The organism is Paraburkholderia pallida, from assembly GCF_004524855.1.
Taxonomy (GTDB): Bacteria; Pseudomonadota; Gammaproteobacteria; order Burkholderiales; family Burkholderiaceae; genus Paraburkholderia; species Paraburkholderia oxyphila.
Map to the genome: position 1 here is coordinate 3,161,141 of NZ_CP038148.1, position 19,104 is coordinate 3,180,244.

Sequence of the window (19,104 nt, forward strand, 5' to 3'; positions counted from 1 at the left end):
CCGGCCCGCCCCATTCGTCGGGCTGCGCGGGAGCGTTCACGCCGCCGCGTCGCGGCTGCCACCGGGCCGTCATCGCGCGCCCGTGCCGTCTGGCTCGGCGCCGCCTGAGCCGTCCGTGCCGCTCTTGCCGGCCGGCGGCGTGTTCGGCGCGCTGGCTTCATCGGCAGCCGCTTCGGAAAGCGCGCGCACGATCTCGAGCGCGCCCTGGGCGATCAGCGCATCGGCGACCTCGCGACCCAGCGCGACGGCGTCCGCGACCGTGGCCGGCGCGGCCTCGCCCTCGGCGGCGAGCACGCGGCTAGCATCGGGCGTGGCGATGGTGCCGCGCAGCGCGAGCCGCCCATCGTGCCACTGCGCGTAAGCGGCGAGCGGCACCGAGCAGCTGCCGCCCAGCGCCCGTGAAACCATGCGCTCCGCCTCCACGGCCTTCGCGGTGGCGTCGTCGTGCAGCGGCGCGAGCCAGGCGGCCATGTCGGCGCGGTCGGCGCGGATCTCGATGCCGAGCGCGCCCTGCCCCGCCGCCGGCAGGCTGTCCGCCGGCTCGAGCAGCGCGCGGATGCGCGCGCCGAGCCCGAGGCGCTTCAACCCCGCCGCCGCGAGAATGATGGCCGCGTAGTCGCCGCGGTCGAGCTTGCCGAGGCGCGTGTCGAGGTTGCCGCGCAGCGGCTTCACGTCGAGGTGCGGATAGCGCGCGCGGATCATCGACTCGCGGCGCAGGCTGGAGGTCCCCACGACGCTGCCCGGCGGCAGCGCCGCGAGCGAGTCGTAGTCGTTCGAGACAAAGGCGTCGCGCGGGTCTTCGCGCTCCATGATGGCCGTGAGCGCGAAGCCTTCGGGCAGCTCCATGGGCACGTCCTTGAGCGAATGCACGGCAAGATCGGCGCGGCCCTCGGCCAGCGCCTGCTCCAGCTCCTTGACGAACAGACCCTTACCGCCGACTTTCGACAGCGTGCGGTCGAGAATTTGATCGCCGCGCGTCGTCATTCCGACGATTTTCACGTCGCAGGATGGATATAATTTGTGCAGCGCAGCTTGAACATGCTCGGCCTGCCACATCGCGAGGCGGCTCTCCCGCGAAGCGATCACTAGAGTGCGGGGCGTGGGCGCGGATAAGGACTCGGAATTCATGGCAAGCACATCGAATGACGGGTTCAAAAAACAATATCGGATAACAGGCAATGTTAGCACGCGCCCCTTTTTCGGCAGGCCGCCTGGCCGCCGGAGGGGCCCACGAAGCCCTTGATGGAGCGCGTGCGGTGGCAAGGAAGAGACCCGGATCGGCGCGCCGCGCCCGAACCCGAGCCGCGCGCGCGGCGTCGAGTCCCCCCAAAGTCCCCAACGTTCCCCGGCAAAACCGGCCCTGTCCGATCCGTCCGCTCGCTGTCTCATAATGTGCGCACGCTGTGCCCACCCGGGCACATGCGGCACACAGGATGGCACGTCTATCCACAGGTCCTGAGTTGCACCCGTTGTACCCCGACCGCGGCCCGCGCCGCGGCCATGCAGTTGGCAGTTCCCGTTTAACTTGTCCATCTCCTGGCTAGTCCTGAGGAAAACATCGTGAAGTCTTCCGGATCGGCGCGCGCAGAGCGCCGCAACAACGCATCGCAGAACGCCTCTTCCACGGCTGCCGAAACGGCAGCCCCGTCGACGCCCAAGAAAGCCAAGGCGACGACAACCGTGAAAGCCTCGACCAAGACCACGAAGGCCACGAAAACGGCAGACGCGACGAAGACCACGAAGGCCCCTAAAGCCACTAACGCGACTAAAGTCACGCAACTCACACAAGCCACCCAAGCCGCCAAGGCCCCGCGAGCCGCCGCGAAGCCCGCGGCTGCGGCGCGCAACACGCGCGCGCGCGACGACAAGGACCAGCCGCTGTTCGAGGACATCCGCTACCTCGGCCGGCTGCTCGGCGACGTGCTGCGCGAGCAGGAAGGCGACGCCGTGTTCGACGTGGTGGAGACGATCCGCCAGACGGCCGTGCGCTTCCGCCGCGAAGAGGACAACACCGCCGCGCTCGCGCTCGACAAGCAGCTTCGCGCGCTCTCGCCCGAGCAGACCGTGAGCGTCGTGCGCGCGTTCAGCTATTTCTCGCATCTGGCGAACATCGCCGAGGACCGCCACCGCAACCGCCGCCGCCGCATCCATGACCTCGCCGGCTCGGCGCCGCAGGCGGGCACCATCGCGCATTCGCTCGAGCGTCTCGCGCAGGCGGGCGCGGCCGCGACGCCCGTGCTCCAGCAGTTCTTCAACGACGCGCTGATCGTGCCCGTGCTCACCGCGCACCCCACGGAAGTGCAGCGCAAGAGCACGCTCGATTCGCAGCACGACATCGCGCGCCTGCTCGCCGAACGCGACCAGCCGCTCACGCATCGCGAGCGCGAGCAGAACGACGCGCTCCTGCGCGCGCGCGTGACCTCGCTCTGGCAAACGCGCATGCTGCGCGACTCGCGCCTCTCCGTGGGCGATGAAATCGAGAACGCGCTGTCGTACTACCACACGACCTTCCTCACCGAGATCCCCGCGCTGTACGGCGAGATCGAAACGTCGCTCAAGGAGCACGGCGTCGATGCGCGCCTGCCCGCGTTCTTCCAGATGGGCAGCTGGATCGGCGGCGACCGCGATGGCAATCCGAACGTCACCGCTTCCACGCTCGAAGAAGCGAGCGAGCGCCAGGCGCAGGTGATCCTGCAGCACTACCTCGACGAAGTGCACAAGCTCGGTGCGGAGCTTTCCGTGTCGAACCTGCTCGCGGGCGCGAGCGCCGAGCTCCAGGCCCTCGCCGAGGCCTCGCCCGACCAGTCGCCGCACCGCGTGGACGAGCCGTACCGCCGCGCGCTGATCGGCGTCTATACGCGCCTCGCGGCCAGTGCTCGCGTGCGTCTGGGCGAAGGCGTGGTCGCCGTGCGCAGTGCTGGCCGCAATGTGCAGCCCGTGCGCGCGCAGCCCTACGCCGATGCGGCCGAGTTCTCGCGCGACCTGCATATCCTGATGGATTCGCTCGCCGAGCATCACGGCGCGTCGCTCGCCACGACGCGTCTCGCGCCGCTGATGCGCGCCGTCGACGTGTTCGGCTTCCACCTCGCGTCGATCGACCTGCGCCAGAGCTCGGACATCCACGAGGCGGTGATCGCCGAGCTGCTCGCGCGCGCGGGCGTCGTGGCCGACTACGCCGCGCTCAGCGAAGAAGAGAAGCAGACCGTGCTGCGCACGCAGCTCGCCGACGCGCGCCCGCTGCGCTCGCCCTACCTCGACTACTCGGATCTCGTGAAGAGCGAGCTCGGCGTGCTGGAGATGGCACGCGTGACGCGCGAGAAGTTTGGCGCGCGCGCGGTGCGCAACTACATCATCTCGCATACCGAAACGGTTTCCGACCTGCTCGAAGTGATGCTGCTGCAAAAGGAAACGGGCCTCATGAGCGGGCGTCTGGGCCACGCCGAAGATCCCGCCAAGGCCGCGCTGATGGTGATCCCGCTCTTCGAGACGATTCCCGACTTGCGCAACGCCACGCACATCATGCGCGACCTGCTCGCGCTGCCGGGCATCGACAGCATCGTCGAGCATCAGGGCAACGAGCAGGAAATCATGCTCGGCTACTCGGACAGCAACAAGGACGGCGGCTTCCTCACCTCGAACTGGGAGCTCTATCGCTCCGAGCTCGCGCTGGTCGCGCTCTATCGCGAGCGCGGCATCACGCTGCGCCTGTTCCATGGCCGCGGGGGCACGGTAGGCCGCGGGGGCGGCCCGACCTACAACGCGATCCTCTCGCAGCCGCCGGGCACGGTCGAAGGCCAGATCCGCCTCACCGAGCAGGGCGAAGTCATCGCGAGCAAGTTCGGCAACCCGGAGATCGGCCGCCGCAACCTGGAAACGGTGATCGCCGCCACGCTCGAAGCCACGCTGCTGCCGATGGGCAAAGCCGCGGGCAACTCGCCCGATCAGCTCCCCGTGTTCGAAGAGACGATGCAGAAGCTCTCGGATGCGGCGATGGCGGCGTACCGCTCGCTCGTCTACGAGACGCCGGGCTTCACCGACTACTTCTTCGCCTCGACGCCGATCACCGAGATCGCCGAGCTCAACATCGGCAGCCGGCCCGCCTCGCGCAAGCTGCAGGACCCGAAGAACCGCAAGATCGACGACCTGCGCGCGATTCCCTGGGGCTTCTCGTGGGGCCAGTGCCGCTTGCTGCTCACGGGCTGGTACGGCTTTGGCAGCGCGGTCGCTTCGTATCTCGACGAAGCGGGCAACGACGCGGAGCGCACGCGCCGTCTCGCGCTCTTCAAGAAGATGTACAAGACCTGGCCGTTCTTCTCGAACCTGCTGTCGAACATGGACATGACGCTCGCGAAGACCGACCTCGCGGTGGCGTCGCGCTATGCGCAGCTCGTCACCGACAAGAAGCTGCGCAAGCACGTGTTCGACCGCATCGTGGCCGAGTGGGAGCGCACGACCAAGGTGCTCGACGAGATCACGGGCACGAGCGGGCGTCTGGCCGACAACCCGCTGCTCGCGCGTTCGATCAAGAACCGCTTCCCGTATCTCGATCCGCTCAATCACTTGCAGGTCGAGCTGATCAAGCGCTATCGCGCCGGCGACCCGAGCCCGCGCGTGCGGCGCGGTATCCATCTGACGATCAACGGGATTGCCGCGGGGTTGCGTAATACGGGCTGATGGAGTGGCTCGCTTGAGCGTTTGCGCTCATGCATGAACGGCGTCGTGCCCGCGAGGGCACGACGCCGTTTTTCTTGCATCGATCGCTTGCAGGACCTCACCCCCGCCGCGTCGCCTCGATCATCAACGCATCGAGCTTGAACGAGCCATCGCTTTGGACATCGAAGTACTCCCGCACTTCATCTGGCGCGCGCTCCCACATCGAGCGGATCGCCGTCACGCGCTCGGGCGGCGTGCGCATGCGCGCGACCCACGTGTCAAAGTCGAGCGCGATCCGCCAGCGCTCGCTCACCTTCGCGTCGAACCCCGCGCGATCGAGCATCGCGAGCCATTCGTCGGCGCGGTAGTCGCGGATATGCGAGGCATCGCGCAACAACTCGACCGCCTGGATGTGCACGTCGTAAAGCGGATCGTCGACACCGGCAATGTCGATGAACTTCAACCGCCCGCCGGGCTTGAGCACGCGATGCACCTCGGCGAGCGCGCGCGGCACGTCGCGCCAGTGGTGCGCGCTCATGCGGCTCACCGCCCAGTTGAAGGTAGCGTCGGCGAACGGCAGCGTCTCGGCGGCGCCCTGCTGCGTGCGGATGGTCGCGAGGCCCCGCTCTTTCGCGGCCGCCTCGACCGTGGCGAGCATCTGCGGAGCAATGTCGTAGGCCACGACTTCGCGCACGTGCGGAGCCACCGCGAAGCTCGCATGCCCGGCGCCGCAGCCCATGTCCAGCACCGTGGCATTGCCGCAGGTGGCCGCGAAGGTCGCGGCGAGATTCTCCAGATCCGCGCCGCTCGCGTGGACCTGGCTCGTGAGGTAGGCGGCGGCGGTCGAGCCGAACGCGTCGGCGACCTGATCGTGATGCTTCATCGCATGCTCCTTGTGCGGGGTGAGCGCTCTGCCGGCGCATCCGATGGCTCCGGTGCGTGGCGCGCGCTCGTCCTGGCTCTTCGTTGTTGGGCGCCAGACCGTCGTCCCGGGGCTGACGGAGGCGCTTGTGGTTTTCCCCGGGCGGGTCAGGCGCGGCGGCCCGGCGCCGCGTCAGCCGTTACAATAGAGCCCGTTCTGTACCAGTACAAGTTAAGCAATTATTCTGGTATCGCCAGCACCTGTCCGACATCTCATGAGCATCGATACACCCGCCTCCGCAGTCGAACCCGGTTCCGCGAAGACGCTCGACGCGACGCCCGCCCGCGCGCTGGGCGAGTTCATCCGCGCCCATCGCGAGCGGCTCTCGCCGCAGGAAGTCGGTCTCGCGCCCGGCCCGCGCCGCCGCACGCCGGGCCTGCGCCGCGAGGAAGTCGCGCAGCTGTGCGGCGTGAGCCCCACCTGGTACACGTGGATCGAGCAGGGCCGGCCCGTCTCGGCCTCGGCCGATGCGCTCGCGCGCATCGCCGTCGCGCTGCGCCTCTCGCGCGCCGAGCGCGCCTATCTGTTCGAGCTGGCCGCCCAGCGCGACCCCGCCGAGCCCGACCCGGCCAGCGCCGCGGACGCGCCCGCCACGCTGCTGCAGACCGTGCAGCTGGTGGACGCCCCCGCCTACGTGCTCGACCGCCAGTGGACCGCGCTCGCCTGGAACGCCCATGCCGCGGACCTTTTCACGGGCTGGCTCGACGGCGGGCACGACCGCAATCTGCTGCGCTTCACCTTCACGGAGCCGCTCGGGCGCGAGCTGATCGTCGACTGGGAGACGCGCGCGCGGCGCCTCGCCGCCGAATTTCGCGCCGACTCGATCCGCCATCTGAACGACGCGCCCACGCGCGCGCTGATCGATTCGCTGCTGGCCGCGAGCGACGAGTTCGCACGCTTCTGGGGCTCGCAGGACGTGTTCGAGCGCGAAGGCGGCCGGCGCGAATTCAATCATCCGCGCCACGGCCGCGTCGCCTACGACCAGATCACGCTCAAGCCCGCGCACCGCGAAGACCTGAAGCTGGTCGTGCTGGTGCGGCTCTGAGCGCGGCGGCGACTGGCACTGCAAACCGGCCGGGCCCGCCGCCTGCGCGGCTCACCCGCTCCGATAGGCCCAGCCCCGTCGCCCTGTAACCGACGCCGGTATGCCCGCGCCATTCGCCGCGCCATGCCGCCCGGTCACCGGCAGCCCACCCCGCCGATGGTAAAATCGGCTTCTTTCCCGCCGTGCGCCGCATTCCCGCGACACCGCCCGGCCCGCGCTTTTTCACGCTCATCGCTCGTTCACGCCCATCACCATGACGTCCCAACTGCACAAAAAAGGCGAAGCCTGGTCGGCTCGCTTCTCCGAGCCCATGTCGGAGCTGGTCAAACGCTATACGTCGTCGGTCTTCTTCGACAAGCGCCTCGCGCTCGTCGATATCGAGGGCTCGCTCGCGCACGCGTCGATGCTGGCTGCGCAGAAGATCATCTCCGCCGACGACCTCGCCGCCATCCAGGGCGGCATGGCGCAAATCAAGGGCGAGATCGAGCGCGGCGAATTCGAGTGGCTGCTCGATCTCGAAGACGTGCACCTGAACATCGAGGCGCGCCTGACCGCCCTGATCGGCGACGCGGGCAAGCGCCTGCACACGGGCCGCTCGCGCAACGACCAGGTCGCGACCGACATCCGCCTGTGGCTGCGCGGTGAGATCGACCGCATCGGCGGCCTGCTCGGCGACCTGCGCGGCGCGCTGCTCGATCTGGCCGAGCAGCACGCGGGCACGATCATGCCCGGCTTCACCCACCTGCAGGTGGCGCAGCCGGTCACCTTCGGCCATCACCTGCTCGCCTACGTGGAGATGTTCTCGCGCGACGCCGAGCGCATGGCCGACTGCCGCAAGCGCGTGAACCGCCTGCCGCTGGGCGCGGCGGCGCTCGCGGGCACGAGCTACCCGATCGACCGCTTCGCCGTGGCGAAGACGCTGGGCTTCGACGGCATCTGCACGAACTCGCTCGACGCCGTCTCCGACCGCGACTTCGCGATCGAATTCACGGCCGCCGCGGCGCTCGTGATGACGCACGTCTCGCGCTTCTCGGAAGAGCTGGTGCTGTGGATGAGCCCGCGCGTGGGCTTTATCGATCTGGCCGACCGCTTCTGCACGGGCTCGTCGATCATGCCGCAGAAGAAGAACCCGGACGTGCCCGAGCTCGCGCGCGGCAAGACCGGACGCGTGAACGGCCATCTGATGGCGCTCCTCACGCTGATGAAGGGCCAGCCGCTCGCCTACAACAAGGACAACCAGGAAGACAAGGAACCGCTGTTCGACACCGTCGATACGGTGGCGGACACGCTGCGCATCTTCGCGGAGATGGTCGCAGGCATCACGGTGAAGGAGCAGGCAATGCGCGCGGCCGCGCTGCAAGGCTTCTCGACGGCCACCGACCTCGCCGACTACCTCGTGAAGAAGGGCCTGCCGTTCCGCGACGCGCACGAAGCGGTTGCACACGCGGTGCGTATCTGCGTGGACCGCAATTGCGATCTCGCGGATCTCACGCTTGACGAGATGCGCCGCGAGCTGCCGGCGGTCTCGCAGTTGCTCGGCGAGGACGTGTTCGAAGTGCTGACGCTCGAGGGCTCGGTTTCGGCGCGCAACCATGCGGGCGGCACCGCGCCGGAGCAGGTACGCGCGGCCATCACGGCGGCGCGCGCGGCGCTCAAGTAAGAGCGGCTCGCTCGCCCGGCCATCATGGGGCCTTCACGTGACCATGATGCGAGTGCGAACTGCCTGAAAAGCGGGCGCGCGACGAACACCGTCGCGCGCCCGCTTTTTCGTTGGCGTGCCCCGACGTGCACGTGCCAGCCGCCTCGCGCTGTACCCGGCGCGAAGTTTCCGAAGTGTGCGCTCGATGTTCGCGCCCCACGTCTTATCATGACGCTTAAGCCTCATGGTCGGCCCCACCCCGGCTTTGCCCGCCCAGCCCCAGCTCACCCGCTCCGATGATCGTCCGCCCTCACCTCCACTGGTTCCGCATGCTGCTCGCGTGGCGCGGCTCCGTGCTGCCCCAGCTACTGCCACGTCTGGTGCTCGTGCTGGTCATATCCATCGTGGCCGTCGCCGCGCACGATCACATCCTCAAGCTCACGGTGAACCTGAGCACCGTGCCGTTCTCGCTGATCGGCATCGCGCTCGCGGTGTTCCTCGGCTTTCGCAACAGCGCGAGCTACGACCGCTACTGGGAAGGCCGCAAGCTGTGGGGGCAGATGCTCAACGAGTCGCGCTCGCTCGTGCGCGAGTCGCTCACGCTCGTGCAGAGCGACGACCCTCGCACGCACGTGCGCCCATTCGCCGAGCTGCTCTGCGCGCTGCCGCACGCGCTGCGCCACCAGTTGCGCCGCACCGACCCGCGCGCCGACCTCGAAGCGCGCCTGCCGCGCGACGTGTTCGAGCGCGTGATGGCCTCGCGCTACCGCCCCATGACGCTCGTGCAATGCGCTTCCGAATGGCTGCGCAACGAGGCGCGCGCGGGGCGCGTCGACGGCTACGCGGTGCTCGCCTTCGAGCACAATTTCAATGGACTCTCGGATGTGATCGGTGGCTGCGAGCGCATCGTCTCCACGCCGCTGCCGTTCGCCTACACGGTGATGATTCATCGCACCGTGTACTTCTTCTGCGCGCTGCTGCCCTTCGGGCTCGTCGACAGCATCGGCGCGCTCACGCCGATCTTCGCGGTGTTCGTGGCCTACGCGTTCATGGCGCACGAGGCGATCGCCTCGCAGCTCGAAGACCCGTTCGGCACCGAAGACAACGACCTCGCGCTCAACGCGATGTCGGAGGGCATCGAGGTCGCGTTGCACGACCTGCTCGGCGAGCCCACCTCGTTGCCCGCGCGTGCGCCGGAACAGTTCATCATCGACTGAAAATGAAACAGGCGCCCGGACGGGTATCCGGGCGCCTGTTTTCTGGTCGCGCTGCTGCGCCAAATCGCGAATGCGCGAATGGCTAGCGGCGGGTCACCGGGTTGTTCAGCGGTTGTTCACCGTCTCCGACAAGCGCTTGAGCGTCGCGAGCCGCGCCCCGAGCAGGTCGAGGCGTGCGTGCTCGTCGATGAGCGGCGTGGTCGCGTCGCGATACGCGCGCCACGCGCTTTGCGCACGCGAAAGCACAGGCCGCGAGTGCGCCGGCATGCGCGCATACAGCTTGCGGTAGTAGCGATTCAGGTCGTAGCTCACGTGCTCGCAACGTGCATCGGCGCTACAGGCGCGTGCGACCGGCGGCGCATCGCCCGCGGCCGCCTGGGCCTGGCCGCGCAGCGAGAGCGCGCGGTCGCGCACCGGCTGCAGGCGCATGTCCGCTTCGTAGAGCTGATAGGTCGAGCCGCTCGTGGTCGCGAAGGCCGCGCCGAGCATGGTGTCCTCGGCATCGCGCCACGCCGACCACTTGTCCTGGCTAACACGCCAGCGCTTCTGCTGCGCAGCCGGCAGCTTCGCGATCAGCTGTGAGAGCGCTGCGTCGGCGGCGCTGCGCCATGCGGTGCGCGCGTCGTCCATGCACTGGATCTGGCCCGCCGTCGAGGAGCGGTCGGCGCGCGCGAGACACGTGCGCATGCCCGCGTCGATCGGATCGGCGGCCGCCACCTCGGCATGCGCCGCGGGCGCCGCCGCTAAGCCCGCCACCAGCGCCATGCCAAGGGTCGCCGCCGTCGCCAGCGCCGTCACGAAAGAACGCAGGATCCGCACCGTCATGCCGCCCAGCCCCGCGCTCAAGCGCGCACGCAGTCCACGAAATACTCGATGCGGCCGTTGATGGTCTCGCCCACGAGTCCGTGGATGTCGGTGTGAAAGCCCGGGAAGCGCTCGTTGAACTCGCGCGCGAACTTCAGGTAGTTCACGATCGTCTTGTTGAAGCGCTCGCCCGGAATCAGCAGCGGAATGCCCGGCGGATACGGCGTGAGCAGGATCGACGTGACACGGCCTTCGAGCTCGTCGATGGGCACCCGGTCGATCTCGCGGTGCGCGAGCTTCGCGAACGCATCGGACGGCTTCAACGCGGGCTCCATGTCCGAGAGGTACATCTCGGTCGTGAGGCGCGCGATGTCGTTGGCGCGGTAGACGCTATGGATCTGCTGGCACAGGTCGCGCAGGCCCACGCGCTCGTACATCGGATGCTGCGCGACGAACTCGGGCAGCACGCGCCAGAGCGGCTGGTTGTTGTCGTAGTCGTCCTTGAACTGCTGGAGCTCCGTGACCATCGAGTTCCAGCGGCCCTTGGTGATGCCGATCGTGAACATGATGAAGAACGAGTAGAGCCCCGTCTTCTCGACAATGATGCCGTGCTCGGCCAGGTACTTCGTGACGATGGCCGCGGGAATGCCGGTTTCGCCGAAGTCGCCTTCCACGTCCAGACCCGGCGTGACGATGGTCGCCTTGATCGGGTCGAGCATGTTGAAGCCCTCGGCGAGCGCGCCGAAGCCGTGCCAGCGGTCGTTCGGGCGCAGCATCCAGTCTTCGCGCGAGCCGATGCCTTCTTCCGCGAGATCGTCCGGGCCCCAGACCTTGAAGAACCAGTCGTCGCCGTATTCGGCGTCCACCTTGCGCATGGCACGGCGGAAGTCGAGCGCCTCGGCGATCGACTCTTCCACCAGCGCCGGGCCGCCCGGCGCTTCCATCATCGCGGCAGCCACGTCACACGAAGCGATGATCGCGTACTGCGGGCTCGTGGACGTGTGCATCAGATACGCTTCGTTGAAGCGGTGACGGTCGAACACGCTGTCCTCCGAGTCCTGCACGACGATCTGCGAGGCCTGCGAGATGCCGGCGAGCAGCTTGTGCGTCGAGTGCGTCGCGAACACCAGTGCCTTGGTGCGCGGACGGCCCGCGCCGATCGCGTGCATGTCCTGGTAGAACTCGTGGAATTCGGCGTGCGGCAGCCAGGCTTCGTCGAAGTGCAGCGTGTCGAGCATGTCGCCGAGCAGGTCCTTGATCATCTCGACGTTGTAGACCACGCCGTCATAGGTGCTCTGCGTGATCGTCAGAATGCGCGGCTTGATGTTCGGGTTCTTCTCGAGCGCTTCGCGCGCGAACGGATTCGCGAGGATCTTCTTGCGGATGTTTTCCGGCTTGAACTCGTCGCGCGGGATCGGGCCGATGATGCCGAAGTTGTTGCGCGTGGGCGTGAGGAACACGGGAATCGCGCCCGTCATCGTGATCGCGTGCAGGATCGACTTGTGGCAGTTGCGGTCCACCAGCACGATGTCGCCCGGCGCCACCGTGGCGTGCCAGACGATCTTGTTGGACGTGGACGTGCCGTTGGTCACGAAGAACACGTGGTCGGCGCTGAAGATGCGCGCGGCGTTGCGCTCCGAGGCCGCGACCGGGCCCGTGTGATCGAGCAGCTGGCCGAGTTCCTCGACGGCATTGCAGACGTCGGCGCGCAGCATGTTCTCGCCGAAGAACTGGTGGAACATCTGGCCGAGCGGGTTCTTCAGGAACGCCACGCCGCCCGAGTGACCCGGGCAGTGCCACGAGTACGAACCTTCGTCGGCGTACTTGACGAGTTCCTTGAAGAACGGCGGCGACAGTGCGTCGAGATACACCCTCGCTTCGCGGATCACGTGGCGCGCGACGAACTCCGGCGTGTCCTCGAACATGTGGATGAAGCCGTGCAGCTCGCGCAGGACGTCGTTGGGCAGATGGCGCGAGGTGCGCGTCTCGCCGTACAGGAAGATCGGGATGTCCGCGTTGCGCTTGCGCACCGCTTCCACGAACGCGCGCAGCGCGATGATCGCGGGCGCGTGCTCCGGCGCTTCGCCGTCGCCGTTGCTTTCCACGTAGGGCAGCAGCTCGTCGTCGTCGATCGAGAGGATGAAGCAGGCGGCGCGGCTCGATTGCTGCGCGAACGACGTCAGGTCGCCGTAGCTCGTCAGCCCGAGGACTTCCGCGCCCTCTTTCTCGATGGCTTCGGCCAGTGCCCGGATGCCGGAACCCGAGATGTTCTCGGAGCGAAAGTCTTCGTCAATGATGACGACGGGAAAACGAAACTTCATGGGCGATTCTCCAAAAGAAACGACCGCTGCATGTAACGCGCAGCGGTCCCCGTATGTCGTATGTCCGGTGGGATATGTGCGCTCGAACGTCAGGTCTTCGGCAAGGTCACGCCGTGCTGGCCTTGATATTTGCCGCCGCGGTCCGCGTAAGACACTTCGCAAACCTCGTCGCTCTCGAAGAAGAGCACTTGCGCAACGCCTTCGTTCGCGTAGATTTTGGCAGGCAAAGGTGTCGTATTCGAGAATTCGAGCGTCACATAGCCCTCCCACTCGGGCTCGAACGGCGTGACGTTCACGATGATCCCGCAGCGCGCATAGGTGGACTTGCCCAGACACACGGTCAGGACGTTGCGCGGAATGCGGAAATACTCGACCGTGCGCGCGAGCGCGAACGAATTCGGCGGGATGATGCAGACGTCGCCCTTGAAGTCCACGAACGACTTTTCGTCGAAGTTCTTCGGGTCGACGATCGTCGAATTGATGTTCGTGAAGATCTTGAATTCGTCGGCGCAGCGGATGTCGTAGCCGTAGCTCGAGGTGCCGTAGCTCACGATCTTGCGGCCATCTTCCGACGTCCGCACCTGGTCGCGCACGAACGGCTCGATCATCTGATGCTCTTCGGCCATGCGCCGGATCCACTTGTCGGATTTGATTGCCATGTTGCGCTACGGTCCAGTAAAAACAGGGAACGAAAAAGAAGTGTGCGGGAAGCCGCCTGCGGGCAGGCCCATCGAGGAGGGAAATGCCTCGCGCGCCCGGCCGTCCCGCCGTGGGTGCCCCGCTCCGCGTGCCCCCACGAAAGGCGCCTATTTTACGCGATGTGGATGACTGTGCCTGGAACTGAACGCGAAGCGCACCTCAAGTGCATTTCGAGCGCGCGCGAATGCGCACATGCCGGTGCCGTGCGCAGGCCGCTCACGCGCCGCGTCACTGCGCCTTGATCACGCCGCAGGCAAGCGCGGGGCCGGTGCCGCGCGCCGGATATGCATAGGGGTCGATGGCGTCGTGATGCACGAGCACCGAGCGCTGCAGCACCGAGCGCACGCCGTCGAGCGAGACGTCCGGCGCCACGATGAAGCCAGTGGCCACGCCATTGGAATCCGCGTGGATGTTGCCGAGGTCGCCCTCCACGCGCGCGCCGGGCTTCAGGCGGTCGGCCGCCGGCGCGAACACGGCGCCGGCGCTCGAGGCGTCCGCGGCGTTGCAGTCGCCGCGATCGTGGACTTGTATCGCATGGTCGCTGTCGGGCGGCAGGCCTGCGAGGTTGTAGCTCACCTGCACGCCGTCCGAGCGCTCGACGAACGACACGGTGCCCCGCACCTGGTTGCCGACGGTAGGCAAGACCTGCGCGAGCGCGCGCTTGTCCTGCTGGCCCATGAAGCTCGTGCAGCCCGCCAGCAGCGTGCACACGGCCACGGCCAGCACGGCGGCGTTGCCCGCCAGCCTGTTCTCGCCCCTGTCGATTCCTTTACCCATGCGATCCTCATGTCCGCACGCGGCCGCCCCTGCGGCCGTCGATCCGGACCTTTGAATGCAACATGATACCGCGCAGAGGGCCTTGCGCGCGCCTCATGTGAGCACTGTCTTACGCGCTGCGAGCCTTGTGCAGCAAGGCACACGGGGGGCGACACCCACACGCTGCACGGCATCGGCCCGAGGCGGGCCGACAGGCCTGCCCGGGCGAGCCGCCGGAGCTCAGGTGTTCTGCACGACGATGGTCGGGAACTTCGAGGTCATGTCGCGCGCGCGCTCCGCGATCTGCACCGCGATGCGACGCGCAATCGCCTTGTAAGTCGCCGCCACGGCGCTCTCTGGATCGGCCACCACGCTCGGGTGGCCCGAGTCGGCCTGCTCGCGAATGCCGATGTCGAGCGGCAGGCTGCCGAGCACCTCGACGCCGTATTCCTTCGCCATGCGCTCGCCGCCGCCCGCGCCGAAGATGTGCTCGGCGTGGCCGCAATTCGAGCAGACGTGCACGGCCATGTTCTCGACGATGCCGAGGATCGGGATGCCCACCTTCTCGAACATCTTGAGGCCCTTCTTCGCGTCGAGCAGCGCGATGTCCTGCGGCGTCGTCACGATCACGGCGCCCGTGACCGGCACGCGCTGCGAGAGCGTGAGCTGGATGTCGCCCGTGCCCGGCGGCATGTCCACCACCAGATAGTCGAGCTCGCGCCAATTGGTCTGACGCAGCAGCTGCTCGAGCGCCGAGGTGGCCATCGGGCCGCGCCAGACCATCGGATTGTCCTGCTCGATCAAAAAGCCGATCGAGTTGGCCTGCACGCCGTGCCCTTCGAGCGGGTTCATCGACTGGCCGTCGGGCGATTCGGGGCGGCCTTCGATGCCGAGCATCATCGGCAGCGACGGGCCGTAGATGTCCGCGTCGAGCACGCCAACCGAAGCGCCCTCGGCCGCCAGCGCGAGCGCAAGGTTCACGGCGGTCGTGCTCTTGCCGACGCCGCCCTTGCCCGAAGCCACGGCGACAATGTTCTTCACGTTCGGCAACAGCTTCACGCCGCGCTGCACCGTGTGCGCGGCCACTTCATGGCGCACCGTCACGCGGCTCGACTTCACGCCGGGGACCGCCGCGAGCGCGCCTTCCACCTGCGCGCGTACCGCGTCGTACTGACTCTTCGCCGGATAGCCGAGCACGATCTCGACGCCCACCGTGTCGCCGTCGATCGCGACGTTGCGCACCCCTTTTGCCGCTGCGTACGGCCGGCCCGTGTTCGGATCCGCGAGGGCCGCCAGCGCGGCGTCGACCAATGCCCGATCAATGCTCATTGAAACTCCGTGTGCAAGAAATGTGCTGGCGCCCGCGTGGCCCGGAAGGCCGCGCAGTGGCATCTCAGCGCCGGAAAACGCAAGAAATTGTTAAGCTGCATTGCGCAAATCACTGCGGCAAGGCACGCTTCGCGGCAGCGGCCCTATTTGCACCGAAGAAGCACTTGTCAAGTCGTCGCCGGGCGACGCTTCGCAAGTAGCAAAATGACTCACGCAAGCTCCCAAGCCGTCATTGTAGTAGTTGCAGGCGCGCGCCGGCCGAAGACCCTTGGCACAGTCGGGGCCTGCGAGCGGCGCAAGGAGCCGTCCCGTTCCACTCAAGAGAGGATTGAAAAATGAACACAAGAATCTTGACCCGTCTGTCCGTCTTCGCCATCGCCGGCGCGCTCGTCGCCGGCTGCGCGACCCAGCAGGGCACCAACACGGCTGTCGGCACCGGCATCGGCGCCGGCACGGGCGCCGCCATCGGCGCGATCTTCGGCGGCGGCAAGGGCGCGGCGATCGGCGCGGGCGCCGGCGCGCTGGTCGGCGGTGTGGCGGGCTACAACTGGACCGCCATTCACAACAAGCTCACGGGCGCTACCAAGGGCACCGGCACGCAGATCACCGAGCAGCCGGACGGCTCGCTCAAGCTCAACATCCCGAGCAACGTGACCTTCGACACCAACAGCTACGCAATCAAGCCGTCGTTCGCACCGGTGCTCGACCAGGTTGCGCAGACGCTGCAGCAGAACCCGGAAGTGGTCGCGCAGGTCGTCGGCCATACGGATAACACGGGCCAACCCGCCTACAACCAGACGCTGTCGGTCAACCGCGCCCAGAGCGTGGTGAACTACCTCGGATCGCGCGGCGTGCAGATGCAGCGCATGGCAGCCGATGGCCGCGGCGACACCCAGCCGATCGCCGACAACAGCACCGAAGCCGGCCGCGCCGCGAACCGCCGCGTGGAAATCTATCTGCGCGCGACGGCGCAGCACCAGGGCGGCTAAGCGCTCCGGGCGGCGCCGCGAGTTGCAGGACACGCAACTGGCGGCGCGTCGCGAAAACGGCGACAGGACGAGCGGGACGGCTGCAAGGCCGTCCCGCTTGCATTTCTGCCCGAGCGAGGCGGCTGCAATGCGGCCGGACATCGGCGCCGGAAACACCCCTCAAGCGCGGTCAGCCGGCGGAGTCAGCGAAGCGAAAAATTTTTCGAACTCTCTTTCAACTCCGCTGTCTTTCTTTACGGTACGTGTGCGGTCACGCCGCCGCGTCACCATTCTCCTCTTGTCGTTGTTGCTCCGGGGCCATCCTGCCCCGGTTTTTTTTGCCCGCGATATTTGCAGTCGTCGAGCCGCACGGCCTGCACGCATGGGCTCGAGGCAAAGCGCGCATCCGCTTTGCGCATGCACGGCGCATCGGAATCGCTCTCGCCCCCGGCCCAACTCGCGCACCGGCCCCGGCGTTTGCGCGGCGCCTGGCGTCCAAACTCGCCGCCCGCCCACCCTGCTAAAATCGTCGTTTCGACCTCCCGCATCTCCGGAACCCTCTCACCTATGTCAGCACCCGCCACCGACCTCGTTGCAGCCGGCGCGCCTGCCACCTCCAGCGGCCGCCGCCAGATTCTCGTCACGTCTGCTCTGCCCTATGCCAACGGGCAGATCCACATCGGCCATCTGGTCGAGTACATCCAGACGGACATCTGGGTTCGCGCGCTGCGAATGCATGGCCACGAGGTCTATTACGTCGGTGCCGACGACACCCACGGCACGCCCGTCATGCTGCGCGCCGAGAAGGAAGGCCTCACGCCGCAGCAGCTGATCGCGCGCGTCTGGCAGGAGCACAAGCGCGACTTCGACAGCTTCGGCGTGTCGTTCGACAACTACTACTCGACGGACTCCGAAGAGAACCGCGTGCTCTCGGAAGCGGTGTACCTGGCGCTCAAGGAAGCGGACCTCATCGAGACGCGCGACATCGAGCAGGCCTACGACCCGGTCAAGAACATGTTCCTGCCGGACCGCTTCATCAAGGGCGAGTGTCCGAAGTGCGGCGCGAAGGACCAGTACGGTGACAGCTGCGAAGTGTGCGGCTCGACCTATGCGCCCACCGACCTGAAGAATCCGTACTCGGTCGTGTCCGGCGCGACGCCCATCCGCAAGACCTCGACGCACTACTTCTTCCGCCTCTCCGACCCGCGCTGCGAGCAGTTCCTGCGCGGCTGGGTGAGCGGCCTCGCGCAGCCCGAAGCCACCAACAAGATGCGCGAGTGGCTCGGCGACGCGGGCGAATCGAAGCTCGCCGACTGGGACATCTCGCGCGACGCGCCGTACTTCGGCTTCGAGATCCCGGGCGCGCCCGGCAAGTACTTCTACGTGTGGCTCGACGCGCCCGTGGGCTACTACGCGAGCTTCAAGAACCTGTGCGAGCAGCGCGGTCTGAACTTCGACGCGTGGGTCAAGGCCGATTCGAAGACCGAGCAGTACCACTTCATCGGCAAGGACATCCTGTACTTCCACACGCTGTTCTGGCCGGCGATGCTCGAGTTCTCGGGCCATCGCACGCCCACCAACGTGTTCGCGCACGGCTTCCTCACGGTGGACGGCGCGAAGATGTCGAAGTCGCGCGGCACCTTCATCACGGCGCAAAGCTATATCGACACGGGCCTGAACCCCGAGTGGCTGCGCTACTACTTCGCGGCCAAGCTCAACAGCTCGATGGAAGACCTCGACCTGAACCTCGAGGACTTCCAGGCGCGCGTGAACAGCGACCTCGTCGGCAAGTACATCAACATCGCGAGCCGCGCGGCGGGCTTCCTGATCAAGCGCTTCGAGGGCCGCGTGCAGGACAGCGCGATGAGCCATCCGCTCATCGAGCAGCTGCGCGCCGCCATTCCCGAGATCGCCGCGAACTACGAGGCACGCGAGTACAGCCGCGCGCTGCGCCACACGATGGAGCTCGCCGATGCGGTGAACGTCTACGTCGATACGGCCAAGCCGTGGGAACTGGCGAAGGATCCGGCCAACGCCGTGGCGCTGCACGAGACCTGCAGCGTGAGCCTCGAAGCGTTCCGCCTGCTCTCGCTCGCGCTGAAGCCGGTGCTGCCCACGCTCGCTGAAGGCGTCGAGCAGTTCTTCGCGATCGCGCCGCTCACGTGGGCCGATGCAGGCAAGGCGCTCTCGTCGCAGCAGCCGATCAACGCCTACAAGCACCTGATGACGCGCGTCGATCCCAAGCAGATCGAAGCCCTGCTCGCCGCGAACCGCGACTCGCTGCAAGCCACCGAGGCACCCGCTGCCGCCGCCGATGCAAGCAAGAAGTCGAAGGCGTCGAAGGAAGCGAAGAAGGCCGAACCCGAAACACCGGAAGTCATCTCCATCGACGACTTCGCGAAGATCGACCTGCGCGTGGCGCTGATCGTCGATTGCAATATCGTCGAAGGCTCGGACAAGCTGCTGCAACTCACGCTCGACGTGGGCGAAGGCAAAACGCGCAACGTGTTCTCGGGCATCCGCTCGGCGTACAAGCCCGAAGACCTCAAGGGCAAGCTCACGGTGATGGTCGCCAACCTCGCGCCGCGCAAGATGAAGTTCGGTCTCTCGGAAGGCATGGTGCTCGCAGCGTCTTCCGCCGATGAGAAGGCCGAACCGGGCCTCTACATTCTCGAGCCGCATAGCGGCGCGAAGCCGGGAATGCGAGTGCGGTAAGTCCCTCGCCGCAAAAATGCGAAACGCCCCTTGCGA

13 protein-coding genes are annotated in these 19,104 nt (G+C 67.2%); 6 read left to right on the forward strand and 7 right to left on the reverse strand.

Annotated elements, in window-relative coordinates; all coding sequences use genetic code 11:
• Positions 1-69: 69 nt before the first annotated feature.
• The gene (gene hemC, locus E1956_RS14360; protein WP_134749866.1) at positions 70-1,128 is read right to left on the reverse strand and encodes a hydroxymethylbilane synthase; all 1,059 of its coding nucleotides are present in this window, start codon (positions 1,126-1,128) and stop codon (positions 70-72) included.
• 432 nt (positions 1,129-1,560) lie between these two features.
• On the opposite strand from hemC, the gene ppc reads away from it, so the two are divergent.
• Complete coding sequence (gene ppc / locus E1956_RS14365; protein WP_134749868.1) at positions 1,561-4,674, forward strand: phosphoenolpyruvate carboxylase; 3,114 nt, start codon at positions 1,561-1,563, stop codon at positions 4,672-4,674.
• A 97-nt stretch (positions 4,675-4,771) separates the two neighbouring features.
• On the opposite strand, the gene E1956_RS14370 is transcribed toward ppc, so the two are convergent.
• Positions 4,772-5,536, reverse strand: a complete 765-nt coding sequence (locus E1956_RS14370; protein ID WP_134749870.1) for a class I SAM-dependent methyltransferase — start codon at positions 5,534-5,536, stop codon at positions 4,772-4,774.
• A gap of 253 nt (positions 5,537-5,789) precedes the next feature.
• On the opposite strand from E1956_RS14370, the gene E1956_RS14375 reads away from it, so the two are divergent.
• The 3 genes from E1956_RS14375 to E1956_RS14385 all read left to right on the forward strand — a co-directional run bounded on the left by E1956_RS14375 (position 5,790) and on the right by E1956_RS14385 (position 9,476).
• Complete coding sequence (locus E1956_RS14375) at positions 5,790-6,620, forward strand: helix-turn-helix transcriptional regulator (RefSeq protein ID WP_134749872.1); 831 nt, start codon at positions 5,790-5,792, stop codon at positions 6,618-6,620.
• 253 nt (positions 6,621-6,873) lie between these two features.
• Positions 6,874-8,280, forward strand: a complete 1,407-nt coding sequence (argH, locus tag E1956_RS14380; protein WP_134749874.1) for an argininosuccinate lyase — start codon at positions 6,874-6,876, stop codon at positions 8,278-8,280.
• A 275-nt stretch (positions 8,281-8,555) separates the two neighbouring features.
• Positions 8,556-9,476 carry a bestrophin family protein gene (locus E1956_RS14385; RefSeq protein ID WP_134749876.1) on the forward strand — a complete coding sequence of 307 codons (921 nt, stop codon included), beginning with the start codon at positions 8,556-8,558 and terminating at the stop codon, positions 9,474-9,476.
• A gap of 105 nt (positions 9,477-9,581) precedes the next feature.
• On the opposite strand, the gene E1956_RS14390 is transcribed toward E1956_RS14385, so the two are convergent.
• The 5 genes from E1956_RS14390 to apbC form a co-directional block, all read right to left on the reverse strand.
• Positions 9,582-10,301 carry a lysozyme inhibitor LprI family protein gene (locus E1956_RS14390; RefSeq protein WP_134750643.1) on the reverse strand — a complete coding sequence of 240 codons (720 nt, stop codon included), beginning with the start codon at positions 10,299-10,301 and terminating at the stop codon, positions 9,582-9,584.
• A gap of 17 nt (positions 10,302-10,318) precedes the next feature.
• Positions 10,319-12,601, reverse strand: coding sequence for an arginine/lysine/ornithine decarboxylase (locus E1956_RS14395; RefSeq protein WP_134749878.1), 2,283 nt, complete (start codon positions 12,599-12,601; stop codon positions 10,319-10,321).
• Between the two features lie 89 nt (positions 12,602-12,690).
• Positions 12,691-13,260, reverse strand: coding sequence for a dCTP deaminase (gene dcd, locus E1956_RS14400; protein ID WP_133197494.1), 570 nt, complete (start codon positions 13,258-13,260; stop codon positions 12,691-12,693).
• 268 nt (positions 13,261-13,528) lie between these two features.
• Positions 13,529-14,077 carry a superoxide dismutase family protein gene (locus E1956_RS14405; protein ID WP_028222292.1) on the reverse strand — a complete coding sequence of 183 codons (549 nt, stop codon included), beginning with the start codon at positions 14,075-14,077 and terminating at the stop codon, positions 13,529-13,531.
• A gap of 219 nt (positions 14,078-14,296) precedes the next feature.
• Positions 14,297-15,385, reverse strand: coding sequence for an iron-sulfur cluster carrier protein ApbC (gene apbC, locus E1956_RS14410; protein WP_134749880.1), 1,089 nt, complete (start codon positions 15,383-15,385; stop codon positions 14,297-14,299).
• Between the two features lie 335 nt (positions 15,386-15,720).
• Here apbC and E1956_RS14415 point away from each other — a divergent pair, with 335 nt between their 5' ends.
• Together E1956_RS14415 and metG are read left to right on the forward strand one after the other, a co-directional pair.
• Complete coding sequence (locus E1956_RS14415) at positions 15,721-16,374, forward strand: YiaD family glycine zipper/OmpA-like lipoprotein (protein WP_134749882.1); 654 nt, start codon at positions 15,721-15,723, stop codon at positions 16,372-16,374.
• Positions 16,375-16,920: 546 nt separating this feature from the next.
• A complete protein-coding gene (metG, locus tag E1956_RS14420) occupies positions 16,921-19,068 on the forward strand; it encodes a methionine--tRNA ligase (protein WP_134749884.1) in 2,148 nt (715 codons plus the stop codon).
• Positions 19,069-19,104: the final 36 nt, after the last annotated feature.